The organism is Rhodococcus jostii RHA1, assembly GCF_000014565.1.
Taxonomy (GTDB): domain Bacteria; phylum Actinomycetota; class Actinomycetes; order Mycobacteriales; family Mycobacteriaceae; genus Rhodococcus_F; species Rhodococcus_F jostii_A.
This window is the reverse complement of the sequence record NC_008268.1, coordinates 3,963,324-3,980,522: the sequence shown is the minus strand read 5'-3', so window position 1 is coordinate 3,980,522 and position 17,199 is coordinate 3,963,324. Positions and strand designations below refer to the sequence as shown.

Below are 17,199 nucleotides of genomic sequence, written 5' to 3'. Positions count from 1 at the left end.
GCGACACGCGACCACGGTTGCGCGCACCGCGCGCCAATCTGGGTTCGTCGGTGCGGACTTCGATTGTTCGGTGCCCGGCGGTCAGGTCGAGGGTGTCGCTTCCTGGGCGGGTTGTTCCTCGCCGCGGGGGTTGTTGCGGAACCAGGTGGCGTAGCGGTTGGCCAGCGGGGCGGCGCTGAGCCCGTGAGCGAGGACCGAGAGGCCGATCGTGATGATCGCGGTGGTCAGGAGCAGTTCCTCGTGGGGTAGTTCGCCGGGCTCTTCGAGGATGAGAATCGCGAAGACGATGGTGGCGAGCCCGCGGGGGCCGAACCAGCCGATGAAGCCGACGGTAGGGGCGCGAGCGTGCATCCCGATCATCGACAACGCCACCGGGATCATGCGGACGACGGTCAGGCTCACCACCGCGTAGCCGAGCACCGCCCAGGACAGGTGGCCGAGGGCGGGGCCGAGCAGGATGGCGCCGAAGACGATGAAGGTCACGGCATTGAACAGGTCCCCGGACTCGTCGAGGAGGCCCGCACCGTCACTGCCGGCCGCCTTGCGGCGGCGGATCGTCCCGTAGGTCAGTCCACCGACGAACGCGGCGATGAAGCCCGACCCGCCCAGCGGCACGGCGACGGTGTAGGCGAGGACAGCAGCGGCGACGGGAACGATCTGCGCCCACAACGGGTCGATCGTTCCGCGCCGTTGGGCGGTGATCAGGATCGCGGCCGCGATCACCCCGGCGGCGAGGCCGGCCACGATGCCGTACCCGATCTGTTCGGCGACCAACCGGACGGCGGCGCCGTGCCCGATCGCCCCCGACTCGGCCTGGGCAATCGCCAGCACGATCAGAAACAGTGGCACGCAGATTCCGTCGTTGAGACCGCTTTCGACGTTCAAGCCCTGCCGCACCCGGGACGGGAGAAGCGGGAGCGTGACCACGGCCTGCCCGAGCGCGGCATCGGTGGGGGCGAGGATCACCGCGAGGAGCAGCGCCTCGGGCCAGGCGAAGTCACCGAGCATCACCACCGCGGCGCCGAAACCCACCGCGATCGTCAACGGCAGCCCGATGCCGAGCAGACGTGCCGGCAAGGAGATCTCGGCGCGCAGCGCGGGCAGGTCCACGTGGGAGGCATCGGAGAACAGCACCAGCGCCAGCGTCACCTCGGCGAGGAGCTTGATGATCTCGGCAGTGGACTCGATGTCGATCAGCCCCACCGATATGCCCCCGAGTAGGAGGCCACTGCCGGTGAAGACGATCGGGGCGGTGATCGGTGTGCCCTCGATGCGGCCGGAGATCGCGGCGAAGACGAGCAACACTCCGGCGATTGCGGGCAATGCCCACGTCACGATGTCACCGCCTCACCGCACCCGGTCGACCTCGCTGGGTCTCCAGGTCTTGTCGAAGAACGATTGCAGCGGGCTGAAGAAGCGCAGGATGACAAACCAGCCCTTGCCCGGATCGCTCTGGATCCAGTTGCCGTCAGCAACCCCGTCCGGCTTTTCGGGGGCGAAGTGGATTGTGGTCGACCCGTCGGCATCGGCCTCCGCGGCCGGGGTGGGGTAGCTCTGGCTGCCGGAGCGGGGGAAGCGTTGCGGTCCACGGCGTGCTCCGGACGGCCGGAGGGTGCGGCGTCGAGGACTTCGAGGGCCGCCCGGGTGTCGGCGTGCGCGAGGTGGGCGCAGGATGCGGCGATGACCAATTCATCCGCCGCCCACTGAGGCGGGGGGTGAACCAGGGCTGTTTCCGCGGTGCGCAGGATCTCGAGGGCGCCGCGCCAATCACCGTCGGCGGTGGCGAGCCGGGAGCAGATGACGGCGGCCGTTGCCGTCGTCATGGGGGCGGGCCGGGGTCCGGCGGGCTCGATTGCCAGGTCGAGATGGGTGTGGGCGGCCGCCCGGTCGTCGTGTTCGGCCGCGACTCCGGCCAGGACGAGGTGACTGAGCCCGACCAGGTCGTCCGGTGGCACCGCGGAGCGCTCGGCGACGGCGAGCGCTCGGCGCGAGTGTGCCAGGGCTTGTCTCAGACGTCCCTGCAGCAGCTCGACCAGGGCGAGGGAGCCCAGCGAATCCCGCAGCGGCTGTTGGGTTCCGGGTCGCTCGCTCGCGGTGACCGCGTCGGTGAGTATCTGTTCGGCGCGGTCGAGATGGCCGGCGCCGAGTTCGGCCGAGCCGAGCCCACCCAGCACCATCGCGGGGATCTCGGGGTGTTGCCCGCGCAGGGGCTGCGGCACCGTGTGGAGCAGCCGGTCGGCGGTGGTCGCCGCCTGCCGGGTGGCGGCCAGATCGCCGGCGGCCCGTCCCGCGAGCACCCCGACCATCGAACGGACCAGCTGGGGTTCCGGGGCAACGGGCCCGGCGCGCAGGAACTCGTCGGCCCGGGTCAGCGCGGCCGTGCAACCGGTCAGGTCACCATCGGCGAGTCGGAGAGCGGCGTCCACCAGCGCCGGGGCCGCGCCGGGCAGGTCCGCCGGCATGGCGGCGAACGCCTGAGCGAGTCGTGCGGTGTCGAGTCCGGTGAGGAGCCGGCCGACGGCAAGGTTGTCGACCAGCTGCCCGGCCGCGAACTGCCAGTCATCGGCGGCGGCGGCCTGTGCGACGGCATCGGTGACGCGCCCGGTGTCGGCGAACCAGCGCGCCGCTTGGGCTCGCAGCCGGGGTTCGAGGCCGGGGTATCGCTGCGAGAGGTGCGCGCGGAGCACCTCGGCGAACAGCGGATGCAGCCGGTACCAGGCCGATCCCTCGACGCGTTCGAGGAAGGCGTGGGCGCGGGCGAGGCGGGCCAGGGTCCAGTCGGCGTCGCGGCGGCCGGTGAGAAGGTCCGCCAGTTCGGGATGGATCCGGTCGGTGATGCAGGCACACAGCAGCAGCTCCTGCGCCGCGGGCGGCTGTGCGGCGAACACCTCCGAGAGGAGGTAGTCGGCGATCGTGGTGCGGTCGGCGGCGAATGCGCCGATGAACGCCTCCGGGTCGGTGCTGCGCTGCATCGCCAACGCGGACAGTCGCAGCCCGGCAGCCCAGCCGGCGGTGCGTTCGGCCAGCAGTGCAACACCCGCCCGCGAGATCTCCAGCCCGTGCGAGTGCAGCAGCAGTTCGCCTTCCGCAGGGGTGAACATCAGGTCGGCGTTGCGGATCTCGGTGATATCGCCGTGCGCCCGGTAGCGGTGCAGCGGCAGCAGAGGCTCGGTCCGGGTAGTGAGCACGAGCCGCAGCCCGCCGGCGGCGTGCGTGACGACGAAGTGCAGGCTGGCGGCGATCTCGGGTGCGGACGCCGCGTCGAACTGGTCGAGTACCAGGATCGCCGGCTGCCGGGAGGCGGCCAACGCGTCGGCGAGCCGCACCAGCAGTGGGTGGTCGACCTCCTCTGCCCGCTCCGGCCGCCCGACCCCGACCGGCAGTACCCCGCCCCGGTGCAACGCCTCGAGCACATAGGCCCAGAACAGTCCCGGGGCGTCGCCGGGTTCCACGGTCAGCCATACCGGGGGTGGGAGTGCCGTGTGCTCCCGGGCCCACTGGGCGGCGAGCACCGTCTTGCCGGCGCCGGCCGGTCCGGCGACGAGGGTCGCCGGACCGCGCGTTCCGGCGGTCAGCCGGTCGAGCAGCCCCGGCCGGCGGACGAGGATCTTGGGGGCCGCCGGGACCGCGAACCGGGCCGCGAGCAGCGGGTCGATTGACCCGGGACCCGCGCGATCGGGAACCGCGGGATCGGGTACTGCGGGATCGGGCACTGCAGGGTTCTGCATGGGGGCACCGGCGTCCGTCCGAAGCGATTCTGCGTGATCCGCTCGACCCCTCCATTGAACTCCGATGCTTCCCAGGTCGTCACCCGTTTCGGGGGATGCGACCAGCGGCCGGGCTGCGAAAGCTGGGAACCAGACCACATGTGAGGGTGCCCGACCTCGTGACCTGGTGGCCCTCCTCGCGGCGGAACCCCCAGCTCGGCCCGAGCCCACCGCACGCGATCCCAACCAGAGGGAAGGAGGCGCAAGAGATGCACTCCGACGAATCCGCCCCGCACCCGGCGGTGCCCCCAGCGCCGTGGACGATTCCCCGCGGCCTCATCGCGCTACCGGCGACAACCTACATCGGCGCGCCAACACCGAGTGGGCGAGACCGTTCACGCATGACCAAGACCACGGATCACCTGATCGCCGAGATCGACAGTGAATCGATCGTCACACGCGACACTCTTCGACGAGAGAAGTAGCGATGCGCCCAGCATCTGCGTCACCGGCGACCGTGCCGAATTGGGCAATGCCCCGCGGAGTCATCGTCCTGGTCGGCGGGGCGAGCCTGGTCGTCGCCCTCGGGGCGTTGAAGGCGTTCGCCGACATCGTCGGACCGGTGTTTCTCGCGCTGATACTCACCGTTGCGGTGCAACCGATCCCCAACGCGTTGCGGCGCAGGGGTTGGCCGGGGTGGCTCGTGATGATCGTGGCGATCCTGGCCGTGTGGGGGATTCTGCTGTTCCTCGTCCTGGCCCTGGTGTTCTCGATTGCGCAACTGTCCACCCTGCTCCCGGAATACTCCGACAAGTTCGACGAAATGGTCGGCAACGTGCAGTCCGGGCTGCAATCGCACGGTATCGGCTCGGACCAGGTGCAGCAGATGATCGCGGGCATCGACATGTCCAAGGTGACCGACCTGGTCGGCGATATTCTCGCGGGCACGCTCGCGGTGTTCTCGAACCTGCTGTTCGTGTTCGCCCTGCTGTTGTTCATGTCCGCCGACGCCGCCACCTACACGTGGCGGCTGAACACACTGAATCGGCTGCGCCCCGACCTCGCTTCGGCGTTCACCAACTTCGCCGCCGGCACGCTCATCTACCTTTTCGTCTCGACCTTCTTCGGTCTGATCGTCGCGGTGCTCGACGCGCGCGCACTGTGGCTGATGGGCATCCCGCTGCCGATCCTGTGGGGGCTGCTCTCGTTCATCACCAACTACATTCCGAACATAGGCTTCATCATCGGCCTCATCCCACCGGCGCTGCTGGCCCTGCTCGACGGTGGCCCGGTGCTGATGCTGTGGGTGATCGTCGTATACAGCGCGCTCAACGTGCTCATCCAGTCGGTGATTCAACCCAAGTTCGTCGGCGACGCGGTCGGCCTGACGGTGACGTTCACGTTCCTCTCGCTCGTGTTATGGTCGTGGGTGCTCGGACCTCTCGGGGCGATCCTGGCGATCCCGTTGACACCGTTCGCCGAGGCAATGCTGGTGGACATCGATCCGTCGACGCGATGGGTGCAGGTCATGCTCGCCAGCACGGTGACACCCGATGACGGCACACCGGAAGAAGACGAACCGGACGACACCGTCGCCGCGAAGCCAGGGACTACGCCATGACAACACCAGACGCTCCCCCCGCACCGCGACCCACCGACCATCCGACCCGGGCCGCTCGCACCGAGCACGGCGAAACGGTTCGGCACCGAATCCCGTTCGGCGCCATCGCCGAACACGATCGAACCCGTGATCGTGACCCCGTCGGCCTGCTCGAGTCCCAGGCGACCACCCGGGTCCCCGACCTCGTCCCCATCCGGTACGGGCGGATGGCCGAGTCACCGTTCGCGTTCTATCGCGGCGCCGCCCTGGTGATGGCTGACGACCTCGCGCACGCCCCGACCACCGGTCTGCACACCCAGCTGTGCGGGGACGCCCACCTGAGCAACTTCGGGCTCTTCGCCACACCGGAACGCGACCTCGCCTTCGATGTCAACGACTTCGACGAAACCTATCCCGGCCCCTTCGAATGGGACGTCAAACGACTCGTCGCGAGCCTCGCCGTCGCCGGCCGCGGCAACGGGTTCCGTGGCAAAGAACGTAAGCGCATCGCCCGCGCCTGCGCGGCCGAATACCGCGAAACGATGACCCGCCAGGCCGAGTGCGGCGAGCTCGCGGTCTGGTACTCCCACATCGACGCCGCCGCCGAGTTGGACGAGCTCCGCGACGCCCTGGACTCCTCGGCACGCAAACGCGTGAAGAAGACGATCCGCAAATCCTGGGGCCGCGACAGCATGCAGGCGCTGTCCAAACTGACCACCCTCGTGGACGGCACCCCGCGGATCGTGAGCACACCGCCGCTGGTCGTTCCCATCGAGGAGATCTTCACCGACACCGAAGCCGAACAGATCAACCGGGAGCTGATCCAGCGACTGCGCGAATACCGCGACACCCTGCAACCCGCCCGACGTGTCCTGTTCGATCGATTCGAATACGTCCAGACGGCACGGAAAGTCGTCGGCGTGGGCAGCGTCGGCACCCGGGCCTGGATCATCCTGCTCCGCGGCACCGGCGGTGACCCCCTGTTCCTACAGGCCAAGGAGGCACAGCCGTCGGTCCTCGCGGAATACCTCGACGGCCCCACGGTCACCAACCAGGGCGAACGCGTCGTCACCGGGCAACGCCTCATCCAGGCCGCCAGCGACATCCTCCTCGGCTGGCAACAGGGACCCGACCCGGACGGGACGGTCCGGGACTACTACGTCCGCCAGCTGCGTGACGGCAAGGGCTCGGCCGTCATCGAGACCATGTCCGCCCACCTGATGACCCTCTACGGCCGGCTGTGCGCCCGCGTGCTCGCGTATGCGCACGCCCGCGCCGGCGACCGGTTCGCCATCGCCGGGTACCTGGGCTCGGACGACGACTTCGATAAAGCGCTGGCCTCCTTCGCCGAGGCCTACGCCGACCAGAACGCCCGCGACCACGCCGCGCTGCGCCAGGCCATCGACGACGGCCGGATCACCGCACACCCGGGGACCGGGCGATGAGCGACAACCGATCCGGCTCCCCCGACACCGCGACCCGATCCCGGCGCTGGTGGGCGCGGGCGGCGTTCGCACTGGCGATCCTCGCAGTGGCGGTGCCGCTGGTGTCCGCCGGCCTGCTCAGCTCCCTCGGGGTCCTCGTCGTCGGAGTCGGTGGCGTCGTCGTCATGGTCGCCGCACTGTACTGGTTCCTCGCCACTCGCGGTGTCCTGCGCTGGATTTCGCTGACCATCGCGATACTGTCACCGATCGTCGTGCTGGTCTTGTTCATTCGCGCCCACCTGCTCGCCGAGGTCGTCGCCGCCGCCATTCTCGCGATCCTCGCCGTGCTCTGCGCCCGCGCCGCCCTGAGCGGACGAACCACGGACACCGCCGTGCGCGAGGTGCCCGCCCCACCGGCGCGGCATCCGGTGCTGATCATGAACCCGCACTCCGGTGGTGGCAAGGTCGCGAAATTCGACCTCCAGCGCAAGGCCGAGGAACTCGGCGCCGAGGTGGTCCTGCTCGAAGGCCCGGGCACCGTCGACGTCACCGAACTGGCCCGGCGGGCGGTCGCCCGCGGCGCCGACCTGCTCGGTGTGGCCGGCGGCGACGGGACCCAAGCCCTCGTCGCCGGGGTCGCAGCCGAGAACGATCTGCCGTTCCTGGTGATCAGCGCCGGGACCCGCAACCACTTCGCGATGGACCTCGGACTCGACCGCGCCGATCCCAGCCGGTGTCTCGACGCCCTGCGCGACGGGGTCGAGCTCGCCGTCGACCTCGGCCGGATCAACGGCCGTCCGTTCGTCAACAACGCCTCCTTCGGGGTCTACGCCGAGGTGGTCCGCAGTCCCGCCTACCGCAACGACAAGACCGGGACTGTGCTCGAGATGCTCCCGGACCTGCTCACCGGGCACGCCGCCGCCCCACTCGTCACCCGGATCGGCGACGTCACCGTGCGGAACCCGCAAGCGGTGCTGGTGAGCAACAACCCCTACGGCAGCAGCGATCTCGCCGGCCTGAACCGACGCGACCGGCTCGACCGCGGCGTCCTCGGCGCCGTGACCGTGTCGGTGGCCAACACCCGTCAAGCGGTCGGCCTCCTCGGCCGGGTCAACGCCCACGGCCTGACCCAACACACAACGGGCGAGGTGGTCGTCGACGCCCACACACGCCAGACCCCCGTCGGCGTCGACGGAGAATCGCTGCTCCTCGACACCCCGGTGCGCTGCACGATCGAGCCCGGCGCCCTGCGCGTGCGGGTCCCCCGCGATCGCCCCGGCGTGCGTCCCGCAAAAGCGGCAGTCGACTGGGTCCGGCTCCGCGAACTGGCATGGCACCGTCAGAGCGCACCACCACCAGATGCGCACACCGTCGCCGCGAAGAATGCCGACGACCCGGCTCCCGACAGCTGAGGCCAGGCCGAGACCGAGCCCACGTCAACATTACGGAGCCGAGCAAACCTGTTGCGGGACAGAGATACGCCCCGGCAGAGTAGAGGTCCGGGTGCGAGTTCGATTTCGTCCCCAGTGACAGCATGGCGTGCCGCCGCCGCCTCCATCAGATCCCGAGGCCGACACCTCAAATCCTGACAACTCTGAAACGCAAAAGGATTCACGGTCCGACTACATAAGTCGTTCGGATCCGTCCTGCAGCCGGAGATCGATATCGTCCTACGTCAGCCGAGAGCCACCGGCCACCGGGTGCGCAGCACCCATCGAACGCGGCCATGGACAGAAGTCGCCGAACTCGAAATCCTTTCTACGCCAGTGTCTTCGTTTTGATCGCCTGAAACTCCGCGTCGGAGATCGCGCCGGAATCGAGCAGCGCCTTGGCTTCCGTGATCTGCTGAGCCGGGGACTTCCCGGCGACGTCGCGGATGTAGGAGTCCTGGGCCTGCTTGACCTGATGAGCGGCGGCCATCGACCGCTTCGCCATGCCGTCGCCGCGGGCGATCACGTACACCAGTGCAGACAGGAAGGGAATGACGAACAATAAGATGATCCAGATCGCCTTGACCCACCCCGACGTCTCGCGGTCCCGGAACAGGTCAGTGATGATCGAGAACAACACGGACAAATAGGCCGCGAAGGCGAAACAGACGAAGATGAACCAGAAGAACTCCCAGAAACCTTCCATTTTCGACGCTCCGTCCACTCGGTGTTCCGGTCAGCAGGCCAGGATTCCGGCCTCCTCGAATCTCAATTGGTGGTGTCGAGCGTGTCGAGCGCCGCCAGGATGCCCTGGACGGGGATTCGGCCGGAGGCCACCAGTTGCGCGCCCTCCCGCCGGAGGGCGGAGGCGAACGGTGCGGCCCAGCAGTTCTCGTAGACGAGGATCGCTCCGGAGCACCCGGGGGCCAGGACGGCAGCCGCATCCTCGAGGTCTGTTCGGTCGATCAGACCCGTTGCCGCCTCGGCGAACAGCGTCACGTCCACACCGCCGTCGAGCCCGAGGTCCTCGATGGCGACACCGGCGAGCGATCCGTCGGCTTCCTTGCGGACGAAGATCAGGTCGAGCACGCGGATGATGTTTCGTTCTACCAGGTCGATCAGAAGGGGCAACGCCGATCCGTCCGGTCTCCGGTCGGCGGGGAACTCCACGACGAGATAGTCGATGGGCCCGAGTTCGTCGAAATCGGTGTCGTTCACTGCGAGACCTCTCTTCCGAAGACAGCAGCGACAGCCACACACAGCTTCTTCATCAGTATTCACCCTTGGGGGGCGCGGCGACTAGAGAACAAGGTCACCAGTCGCTTCGGCCGCTGCGCGGTCCGACAGTTCACGCCGTGCCGCCTTCTCGACGAGGAGGGGTACGAAATCACGGATCCTGCACTCCGCGAGGCGCTTGTGGACAGTACGCACGATGTGCTCGACGTCCACGGGTGAGGCGGCCGGATACCGAGTGGTCAGGCGTTCGATGACCCGCTCGATCTGAAGCAGTTCGTCATCGCCGGTCATCGACTCATCGTCGTCCCGCCGCGGAACCACCGTCAAGACACGAAACGGCCTCTCGAACAACTCGGTTCGGTGTCAGACCGTGAAAAACCCTGAGTCTGGGATGAATCAAATATCCGGAGTATGCCCGGAAATACAGTTTCCCGACTACCACCAGGTGAAACGGCGGACAATGGAGATACCGGGCCGCCCGGCTCGCGGTAAGGAAAGGGACGGTCATGTCCGAGACAACGTCGGTCAAGCAGGGCGTCGCGGCAGGCACTTCGATCGGGGCGGCCATCATCATGGTGACCGTCGGCATCATCCACCTCTTCCAAGGAATCGCCGCGGTTGCCGAGAACGAAGTATTCGTGGCGGGGCTGAACTACATCTACAAGTTCGACCTGACCACTTGGGGCTGGATCCACATCGTGCTGGGTGTGCTCGTCGCAGGCGTCGGCCTCGCGCTGTTCACCGGCGCGGGATGGGCGCGGGTGTCCGCGATCGTGATCGCGGCCGTCTCCATACTCGCCAACTTCCTGTGGCTTCCGTACTACCCGTGGTGGTCGGTGCTCATCATCGCCCTCGACGTCGTGGTGATCTGGGCCGTGTCGACCTGGAATCCGGATCGGGTCTGAGCAGGCGGCCGGGGTAGAAGCCGTGGGAAAGAAGTCGAAGCACGAGAAATCCGGCCTCGACCTGCCCCGGCCGGACGGTGCCGAGCCCGCCGCACCGATGAAGAACAAGGAGTACCGCCGCCTACTCCGTCCGCTCCACGGCGAACTCGTCGCATTGCAGGAATGGGTGAAATCGTCGGATGCGCGGATCTGCATCGTCTTCGAGGGCCGCGACACCGCCGGGAAAGGGGGCGTGATCAAGGCGATCACCGAGCGGGTCAGTCCGCGCGTGTTCCGTGTCGTCGCCTTGCCGGCCCCGACCGATCGCGAGAAGTCGCAGATGTACGTGCAGCGGTACCTGCCCCATCTCCCGGCCGGCGGAGAGGTCGTCATCTTCGACCGTAGTTGGTACAACCGGGCGGGCGTCGAACGGGTGATGGGATTCTGCACCGAGGAGGAAGCGCAGCAGTTCCTCCAACTCGTCCCGACGGTCGAACGCGCGATCGTCGACTCGGGCGTCATCCTGCTGAAGTACTGGCTGGAGGTGAGCGAGGAACAACAGACGCTGCGACTGCAGAGCAGGATCGACGACCCGCGGAAGGTCTGGAAGCTGTCGGACCTGGACCTGAAGTCGTACACCCATTGGTACGACTACTCACGGGCGCGGGACGAGATGTTCCACTTCACCGACACCGGCTGGGCGCCCTGGTACGTCGCGGTCAACGACGACAAGAAACGCGGTCGGCTCAACATCATCAGCCACCTGCTGAGCCAGATCCCCTACGAACCCCTCGAACGCCCCGACATCACCTTGCCGGAGCGGCGGGGCCCGCACGGCTACGAGGCGCCGAGGCAACCACTGCACTGGATTCCCACCCCCTACTGAGAATCCGAGCGGAAAGGACGAGCGGTCATGGTCTCGACGGAACCCGCGCAAACGCAGACGGCCTGGCATGCCCAGGACGCCGACGCCGTCGTGTCCGCACTGGCCTCCAATCGGCAGGCGGGGCTGACGGCCGGCGAAGTAGACGAACGTCGCCGACGGCACGGTCCGAACGAGATCGCCTCCGAGCCGGCGCCGTCGACGTGGTCGATCGCGTTGCTGCAGTTGAAGGACCCTATGAACCTGATGCTGGTCGCGGTGGCCGTGGTCAGCATCGTCATCGGCGAAATCCCGACGGCGATCGTGGTCGCGGTTCTCGTCGGGCTCAACATCGTGCTGGGCACACGGCAGGAAGTGAAGGCGCGCGCCAGCGTCGACGCGCTGGCGAAGATGCAGACACCGCAGGCGCGGGTGGTCCGCGACGGCACACTGATCCAGCTCGACGCCACCGTACTCGTGCCGGGCGACGTCGTGCAGCTCGAGGCGGGTGACATCGTCCCCGCGGACGGCCGCCTGCTCGCGACGGCCACCTTGGAGACCCAGGAGGCGGCGCTGACGGGTGAGAGTGCACCCGTCGCGAAGGACCCCCAGACGCTCGGCAACCTCGACATTTCTCTCGGCGACCGCAGCAACATGGTCTTCCAGAACACCTCCGTCACCCGCGGCACCGCCACCATGGTGGTCACCGAAACGGGGATGCACACCCAGATGGGCCAGATCGCGTCGATGCTGTCTGCGGTCGCACCGAGCAAGTCCCCGCTGCAGCGCGAACTGGACTCGCTCACCAAAGTGCTCGGCATCATCGCGTGGACGGCGGTGGCGATCATCGTCATCATCGGGGTGATTCGCGGACAGGACGTGACGACGCTTCTGCTGCTCGGCATTTCCATGGGGGTCTCCGCGATCCCGACCGGTCTGCCGACGTTCGTCCAGGCGATGCTGGCCTACGGCGCGCGGCAGCTGGCCGACGCCAAGGCCATCGTGAAAAACCTTACGGACGTCGAGACCCTCGGCGCCACCAGCGTGATCAACTCGGACAAGACCGGCACGCTGACGATGAACCAGATGACTGTGCGGTCGCTGTACTTCCACTGCCGGTGGTACACCGTCGATGGTGAGGGTTACGCCAAGTCGGGGAAGATCACCCACGTCGCGGGCGAGGCCGTCCCGGATTTCACGCTGCTCGCGTACGGATTGTGCCTCGACAGCGACGCCACGGTCTCCGGCACCGGAGAGGTCGTCGGCGACCCGACGGAAGCCGCGCTGGTGGTGCTCGCGGCGAAGATCGGTGTCGACGCCCCACTGACCCGGCGAACATATCCGCGCGTCGCCGCCGTGCCGTTCGACTCCGCGTACAAGTTCATGGCGACGTTCCACCATCTCCAGGTCGATGGCAGAACCCAATTCGTGGAACTGGTCAAGGGCGGCCCCGACGTGGTCCTGGCGCGGTGCGCGACCGCCTTCCGGCCGGGCAGGCAGGAGGTGCCGCTCGACGAGGTCCGGGAGGAACTGACGGCAGCGAATCGGACCATGTCCGAGAAGGGGCTTCGCGTGCTGGCCTTCGCGGTCCGCCGCCTCGACGGGCAGGAGGAGGCCGCGGTGGCCGACCCCATGTCGTTCGTCGAGGACCTCATATTCGTCGGCATGGTCGGCATCATCGACCCGCTTCGGCCGGAGGCGATCGAATCGGTGCGCACCGCCCACGAGGCCGGCATCGACGTCCGCATGATCACCGGCGACCACGCGATCACGGCATCCGCGATCGGCGCCGAACTCGGGCTCGGACCGGGCGCGATCGGTGGTGCGGAACTCCAGGCCATGACCGATGACGACCTGTCGGCCGCGCTCCCGAACCTGCACGTGTTCGGCCGCGTCACCCCCCAGGACAAACTGCGCCTTGCCGACATCATGCAGAAGAACGGTGCGGTCGTGGCGATGACCGGGGACGCCGTCAACGACGCGGCCGCGCTGAAGAAGGCCGACATCGGCGTCGCCATGGGCTCGGGCAGCGAAGTCACCAAACAGGCGGGCAAGATGGTGCTCACCGACGACAATTTCGGCACCCTGATCACCGCGATCCGCTTGGGCCGCAACATCTACGAAAAGATTGTGTCGTACATCCGCTACCAGATGTCGAAACTGTTCTCGCTGGTGCTGCTGTTTCTCGTCGCGAGCATTTTCGACATCAACGACGGGGTCGCGCTCACCCCGCTGATGGTGCTGTTCCAGCACTTCTTCATCACGCTGTTCCCGGTCGCCGTCATCATGCTCGACCCTCCGCCACCGGATCTGATGAACAAGCCGCCCCGCGACCCGCAGATGCCGATAGCCAACCGGAGGGCGTTCGTGCAGTGGCTGGCATACGGCGTCCTGCAGTTCGCCGTCACGCTCGCCGCGATGCTCCTCGCGCCGGGCGAGATGAGCACGACCGAGGCGAACGTTCCCATGACGACGGCGTTCGTGGTGCTGTCGTTCGGTTCCATCCTCGCCGGGCTCGTCATGCGGCGCGACCCGGAGTCCGGGCTCACCCCACCGATCCTCGGCGCACTGAAGATCCTGTCCATCCCGATCATCGTGACGGTGTTCGCGGTCGAGGCGGGGTTCCTCCAAGACCTCCTCATGACCACATCGCTGACCGGCGGCCAGTGGCTCGCCTGCCTCGGGTGGTCACTGATCATCCCGATCGTCGTCGAAGCGGAGAAGGCGTTCCGGCGCCGGCGCCACCTCCGCTCGGCGCCGCCCGCACCGATGACCGCCGCCGCCGCGGTCGACCCGCAACGCGCGCGCTGAGGCCCGGACCATGTCCTGGACAGGTAGCCTCGCGCAGTTACCCGGCATCGCGACGGCCCGGGCGTACCGCCGCGAATGGCTGCGCCCCGACATCACCGCCGGACTCGTCCTCACCGCCCTGCTCATTCCCGCCGGGATGGGGTACGCCGAGGCCGCCGGGTTGCCCGCCTACGCCGGCCTCTACGCCACGATCATCCCGCTCCTCGCCTATGCCCTGGTGGGACCGTCGAAAATCCTCGTGCTCGGCCCGGACTCGTCGCTGGCACCGCTCATCGCCGCGGCGGTTCTGCCTCTCGCCGTGGCCGGCGACCCGGAGAGTGCGCTCGCCCTCGCCGGAGTCCTCGGCGTCCTCGTCGGCCTCATTCTCCTCGTCGGCGGATTCCTGCATCTCGGCTTCGTGACCGAACTGCTGTCGAAGCCCATCCGGCTCGGCTACCTCAATGCGATCGCGCTCATCGTCGTCGTCGGCCAACTGCCCAAGCTGCTCGGGTTCTCCGTCGACGCATCCGGCCTCATCGGAGAGATCGGGGAAATCGGACAGTCCGTCATACAGGGCAACATCGACCCCGTCGCCGCCGCCATGGGGATCGGTTCCCTCGCCGTCATCGTCGGGTTCCGCATCTGGTTGCCCCGCATCCCCGGCGTACTCGTGGCCGTGGTCGGCGCGATAATCCTGTCCGCCGCACTCGGACTCACCGACGACATCGGGATGGTCGGCGCCCTGCCCGCCGGCCTGCCGCTGCCGTCGTTCGGCGGTGTCGACTGGGGAGACGTGGGGAACCTCGTCGGCCCCGCGGCCGGCATCGCGCTGATCGCGTTCGCCGACACAGGGGTGCTGTCCCGCACGTTCGCCGCCCGGCACGGCGAAGACGTGAACGGCAGCACGGAGATGAAGGCGGTCGGCGTGGCCAACATCGCCGGCGGGCTGTTCGGCGGGTTCCCCGTCTCCGCCAGCGGGTCGCGGACCCCGGTGGCCGAACAGAGCGGCGCCCGCACCCAACTGGCATGCGTCGTCGGAGCACTCGCCGTGCTGGTCTTCGTCCTCGTCGCCCCCGGGGTCACCACCTATCTCCCCGACGCGACACTCGGGGCCGTGGTGATCGTCGCCGCCACCGCGCTGGTCGATGTCGGTGGAATGGTCCGGATGTGGCGCATGAGCACCGTGGAGTTCGGGCTCGCCGTTGCGGCATTCCTCGGGGTGGCCCTGGTGGGCGTGCTGCAGGGAATCCTCGTCGCGATCGGGTTGTCCTTCGTCGCGGTGGTCGCGCAGGCGTGGCAGCCGTACCGCACGGAACTCGTCCGGACGCCCGACCGCCCCGGCTTCCACGACGTCCAACGCCACCCCGGCGGCCTCCGCATCCCCGGACTGGTGCTGGTGCGCTTCGACGCTCCCCTCTTCTTCGCCAACGGCGAGATCTTCGACGAATACGTGCGCTCGGTGGTGGCGGCCGCGCCGACCCCGGTCGAGTGGGTGGTCGTGGCCTCCGAGCCGATCACCGGTCTCGACACCACCGCCGTCGACGAACTCGTCGACCTCGACACGTATCTCGAAGGGAAAGAGATCCGGTTGGTGTTCGCGGAGATGAAGGGTCCGATCAAGGATCGGCTCATCCGGTTCGGGGTGGGCGACAGGTTCGATTCGTCGCACTTCTATCCGACCATCGAGTCCGCTGTCACCGCATTCCACAGTCGAGCCGACCACACCGGAGATCCTTCCGGCGGCTGAACCCTCAACTGCGGGGCGCCGCCCCGGTCGCAGTGTGAGTGCCGTACGCCGCCCGCCACAGTCGCACCCAATCGAACGCAGGCGCAGCCGGACGCACCCCTGGCCTCGTCCTGGGCACCCGCACCCGCAGGGCGTCCGGTTCGATGGTGCACCGCACCGGAGTGCGGAGCAGGAGGGATTCACCGTCGACTCCCACCGGGATTTCCGGGGTGTCGGCGTCCACGACCACCTCGATCGCCGTTTCCTGCGTCAAGCCGTGAACGTTGGTGCGGCGCAGCAGACCGACCGCCTGCCGGGTGTTCGCCACCGACACGGTGACCGCGCCGAGGACGCCGCGATCGAGACGGTCCCGGCGGCTCAGACCGGCCAGATCACTGTTGCCGTAGGGATTGTTGCTCACCAGGACCGCCTGCGGTCCCTCCACGGCCGTGTCACCGATCCGCGCGACCAATCGTGGCCCGGCGTGCCCGGTGAGCAGATCGGGGAGCAGCGTCAGCACTGTTCCGGCCTTGTCGTCGCGGTAGGCGGGACTGCGCACGATTTCGGCGTAGACCCCGAACGACGCGTTGTTGACGAAGGGTCGGCCGTTGATGGTGCCGAGGTCGACACGCAGCTCGACACCGTCCCGGAGTGCGTCCAGCGATCGGGACGGATCGGTGCGGTCGAGTCCGAGATCCATCGCGAAATGGTTGCGGGTTCCGGCACTGATCACGAGGAACGGCAGGTGGTGTTCGGCCGCGACCGCCGCGACGAGCGCCTGAGTCCCGTCTCCGCCCGCCACCCCCAGCAGATCGGCCCCTTGCGCGACCGCCCGCCGGGCCAGTGCGGTGACGTCGATGGTGGTCGGCCCTTCGAGCAGCTCGACGTCGGCGCCGAGCTCTTCGGCTCTGCGCTTCAGGTCGAATTTCGCGACCTTCCCGCCGCCCGAATGCGGATTCATGATCAGGAACGGGTGCTCCGGTGGCGGGGCAGGGTTATCCGGCATGGTCGTCTCCGCCCGTCTTCCACGCAGTGCGACGCGGGCGCAGACGACGGCCAGCAGCGCCAGCGCGTACGCGAGCAGCACCACCCACAGCAGCTGCGCGCGGACGAACAGTGTCAGCACGATGATCGGCGCGACGATCGCCACTCCCAGGGAGATCCACCTGAGCACTCCGCGCCGGGTGAGGAACCAGTACAACGCCGCCACCGTGACCACGACGCCACCGGTCCCCACGATGAGCAACGCCACGGTGCCCAGCACCCCGGCGAACAGCACGGGCACCGCCGCCGCACCGACGGCGAACACGAACGCCACACGCGCCCACCAACGTCGGCCACGGTTGCTGGTATCGGCGGTGCCTGATCTGTTCACGTGACTGCCCCTCACCGGCGGCGTGTATTTTCCTCGCGACGGTGCGACTTCCCGTCGTATGTCCATCTTCCGCCGTACGCGGAGGCGATCGCAGCACATTGCACGCCTCGGACTGCGGCAGCGGTCCGCCCGGTCGGGCGCGTCGACGTCCGGGACTCAGCCGCG

General features: G+C 68.1%; 14 protein-coding genes. 8 read left to right on the top strand and 6 right to left on the bottom strand.

Annotation, left to right across the window (positions count from 1 at the left end; genetic code table 11):
- Positions 1-81: 81 nt before the first annotated feature.
- Together RHA1_RS18275 and RHA1_RS53615 are read right to left on the bottom strand one after the other, a co-directional pair.
- Positions 82-1,335, bottom strand: a complete 1,254-nt coding sequence (locus RHA1_RS18275) for a cation:proton antiporter (RefSeq protein WP_011596330.1) — start codon at positions 1,333-1,335, stop codon at positions 82-84.
- Complete coding sequence (locus RHA1_RS53615; RefSeq protein WP_011596329.1) at positions 1,332-3,728, bottom strand: winged helix-turn-helix domain-containing protein; 2,397 nt, start codon at positions 3,726-3,728, stop codon at positions 1,332-1,334. The genes RHA1_RS18275 and RHA1_RS53615 overlap by 4 nt, the downstream gene beginning before the upstream one ends.
- 248 nt (positions 3,729-3,976) lie before the next feature.
- Here RHA1_RS53615 and RHA1_RS49480 point away from each other — a divergent pair, with 248 nt between their 5' ends.
- From RHA1_RS49480 to RHA1_RS18255, 4 genes are read left to right on the top strand one after another with little or no spacing between them, the layout of a single operon-like run.
- A complete protein-coding gene (locus tag RHA1_RS49480; RefSeq protein WP_148228405.1) occupies positions 3,977-4,192 on the top strand; it encodes a hypothetical protein in 216 nt (71 codons plus the stop codon).
- A gap of 47 nt (positions 4,193-4,239) precedes the next feature.
- Positions 4,240-5,328 carry an AI-2E family transporter gene (locus RHA1_RS18265; RefSeq protein ID WP_041811670.1) on the top strand — a complete coding sequence of 363 codons (1,089 nt, stop codon included), beginning with the start codon at positions 4,240-4,242 and terminating at the stop codon, positions 5,326-5,328.
- Entirely contained in the window at positions 5,325-6,752 is a 1,428-nt protein-coding gene (locus RHA1_RS18260) for a DUF2252 domain-containing protein (protein WP_011596327.1), read from the top strand. The genes RHA1_RS18265 and RHA1_RS18260 overlap by 4 nt, the downstream gene beginning before the upstream one ends.
- Positions 6,749-8,143: a diacylglycerol/lipid kinase family protein gene (locus RHA1_RS18255; protein ID WP_011596326.1), complete on the top strand. Its 1,395-nt coding sequence runs from the start codon at positions 6,749-6,751 to the stop codon at positions 8,141-8,143. The genes RHA1_RS18260 and RHA1_RS18255 overlap by 4 nt, the downstream gene beginning before the upstream one ends.
- 346 nt (positions 8,144-8,489) lie before the next feature.
- Here the strand turns inward: RHA1_RS18255 and RHA1_RS18250 are convergent, their stop codons facing one another.
- The 3 genes from RHA1_RS18250 to RHA1_RS18240 all read right to left on the bottom strand — a co-directional run bounded on the left by RHA1_RS18250 (position 8,490) and on the right by RHA1_RS18240 (position 9,688).
- Entirely contained in the window at positions 8,490-8,867 is a 378-nt protein-coding gene (locus RHA1_RS18250) for an SHOCT domain-containing protein (protein WP_011596325.1), read from the bottom strand.
- Positions 8,868-8,929: 62 nt separating this feature from the next.
- Positions 8,930-9,379 (bottom strand): DUF6325 family protein, encoded by a 450-nt coding sequence (locus RHA1_RS18245; protein WP_011596324.1) that lies wholly within the window; start codon positions 9,377-9,379, stop codon positions 8,930-8,932.
- A gap of 81 nt (positions 9,380-9,460) precedes the next feature.
- On the bottom strand, positions 9,461-9,688 hold the full coding sequence (locus RHA1_RS18240) for a three-helix bundle dimerization domain-containing protein (protein ID WP_009476828.1): 228 nt from the start codon (positions 9,686-9,688) through the stop codon (positions 9,461-9,463).
- 215 nt (positions 9,689-9,903) lie between these two features.
- On the opposite strand from RHA1_RS18240, the gene RHA1_RS18235 reads away from it, so the two are divergent.
- From RHA1_RS18235 to RHA1_RS18220, 4 genes are read left to right on the top strand one after another with little or no spacing between them, the layout of a single operon-like run.
- On the top strand, positions 9,904-10,302 hold the full coding sequence (locus tag RHA1_RS18235) for a DUF7144 family membrane protein (protein ID WP_009476827.1): 399 nt from the start codon (positions 9,904-9,906) through the stop codon (positions 10,300-10,302).
- Positions 10,303-10,324: 22 nt separating this feature from the next.
- Positions 10,325-11,167 carry a polyphosphate kinase 2 gene (ppk2, locus tag RHA1_RS18230; RefSeq protein ID WP_011596323.1) on the top strand — a complete coding sequence of 281 codons (843 nt, stop codon included), beginning with the start codon at positions 10,325-10,327 and terminating at the stop codon, positions 11,165-11,167.
- A 27-nt stretch (positions 11,168-11,194) separates the two neighbouring features.
- Positions 11,195-13,954, top strand: a complete 2,760-nt coding sequence (locus RHA1_RS18225; RefSeq protein WP_011596322.1) for a cation-translocating P-type ATPase — start codon at positions 11,195-11,197, stop codon at positions 13,952-13,954.
- Between the two features lie 10 nt (positions 13,955-13,964).
- Positions 13,965-15,680, top strand: a complete 1,716-nt coding sequence (locus RHA1_RS18220; protein ID WP_011596321.1) for a SulP family inorganic anion transporter — start codon at positions 13,965-13,967, stop codon at positions 15,678-15,680.
- Positions 15,681-15,684: 4 nt separating this feature from the next.
- Here the strand turns inward: RHA1_RS18220 and RHA1_RS18215 are convergent, their stop codons facing one another.
- The gene (locus tag RHA1_RS18215; protein WP_050787325.1) at positions 15,685-17,034 is read right to left on the bottom strand and encodes a diacylglycerol/lipid kinase family protein; all 1,350 of its coding nucleotides are present in this window, start codon (positions 17,032-17,034) and stop codon (positions 15,685-15,687) included.
- Positions 17,035-17,199 lie beyond the last annotated feature (165 nt).

What these genes read in the sequence shown, in the direction of transcription:
- RHA1_RS53615 (WP_011596329.1), bottom strand. Translation starts at nt 3,728, where the DNA reads ATGCAGAACCCTGCAGTGCCCGATCCCGCAGTACCCGATCCCGCGGTT.
- RHA1_RS49480 (WP_148228405.1), top strand. Translation starts at nt 3,977, where the DNA reads ATGCACTCCGACGAATCCGCCCCGCACCCGGCGGTGCCCCCAGCGCCG.
- RHA1_RS18265 (WP_041811670.1), top strand. Translation starts at nt 4,240, where the DNA reads ATGCCCCGCGGAGTCATCGTCCTGGTCGGCGGGGCGAGCCTGGTCGTC.
- RHA1_RS18260 (WP_011596327.1), top strand. Translation starts at nt 5,325, where the DNA reads ATGACAACACCAGACGCTCCCCCCGCACCGCGACCCACCGACCATCCG.
- RHA1_RS18255 (WP_011596326.1), top strand. Translation starts at nt 6,749, where the DNA reads ATGAGCGACAACCGATCCGGCTCCCCCGACACCGCGACCCGATCCCGG.
- RHA1_RS18250 (WP_011596325.1), bottom strand. Translation starts at nt 8,867, where the DNA reads ATGGAAGGTTTCTGGGAGTTCTTCTGGTTCATCTTCGTCTGTTTCGCC.
- RHA1_RS18240 (WP_009476828.1), bottom strand. Translation starts at nt 9,688, where the DNA reads ATGACCGGCGATGACGAACTGCTTCAGATCGAGCGGGTCATCGAACGC.
- RHA1_RS18235 (WP_009476827.1), top strand. Translation starts at nt 9,904, where the DNA reads ATGTCCGAGACAACGTCGGTCAAGCAGGGCGTCGCGGCAGGCACTTCG.
- RHA1_RS18225 (WP_011596322.1), top strand. Translation starts at nt 11,195, where the DNA reads ATGGTCTCGACGGAACCCGCGCAAACGCAGACGGCCTGGCATGCCCAG.
- RHA1_RS18220 (WP_011596321.1), top strand. Translation starts at nt 13,965, where the DNA reads ATGTCCTGGACAGGTAGCCTCGCGCAGTTACCCGGCATCGCGACGGCC.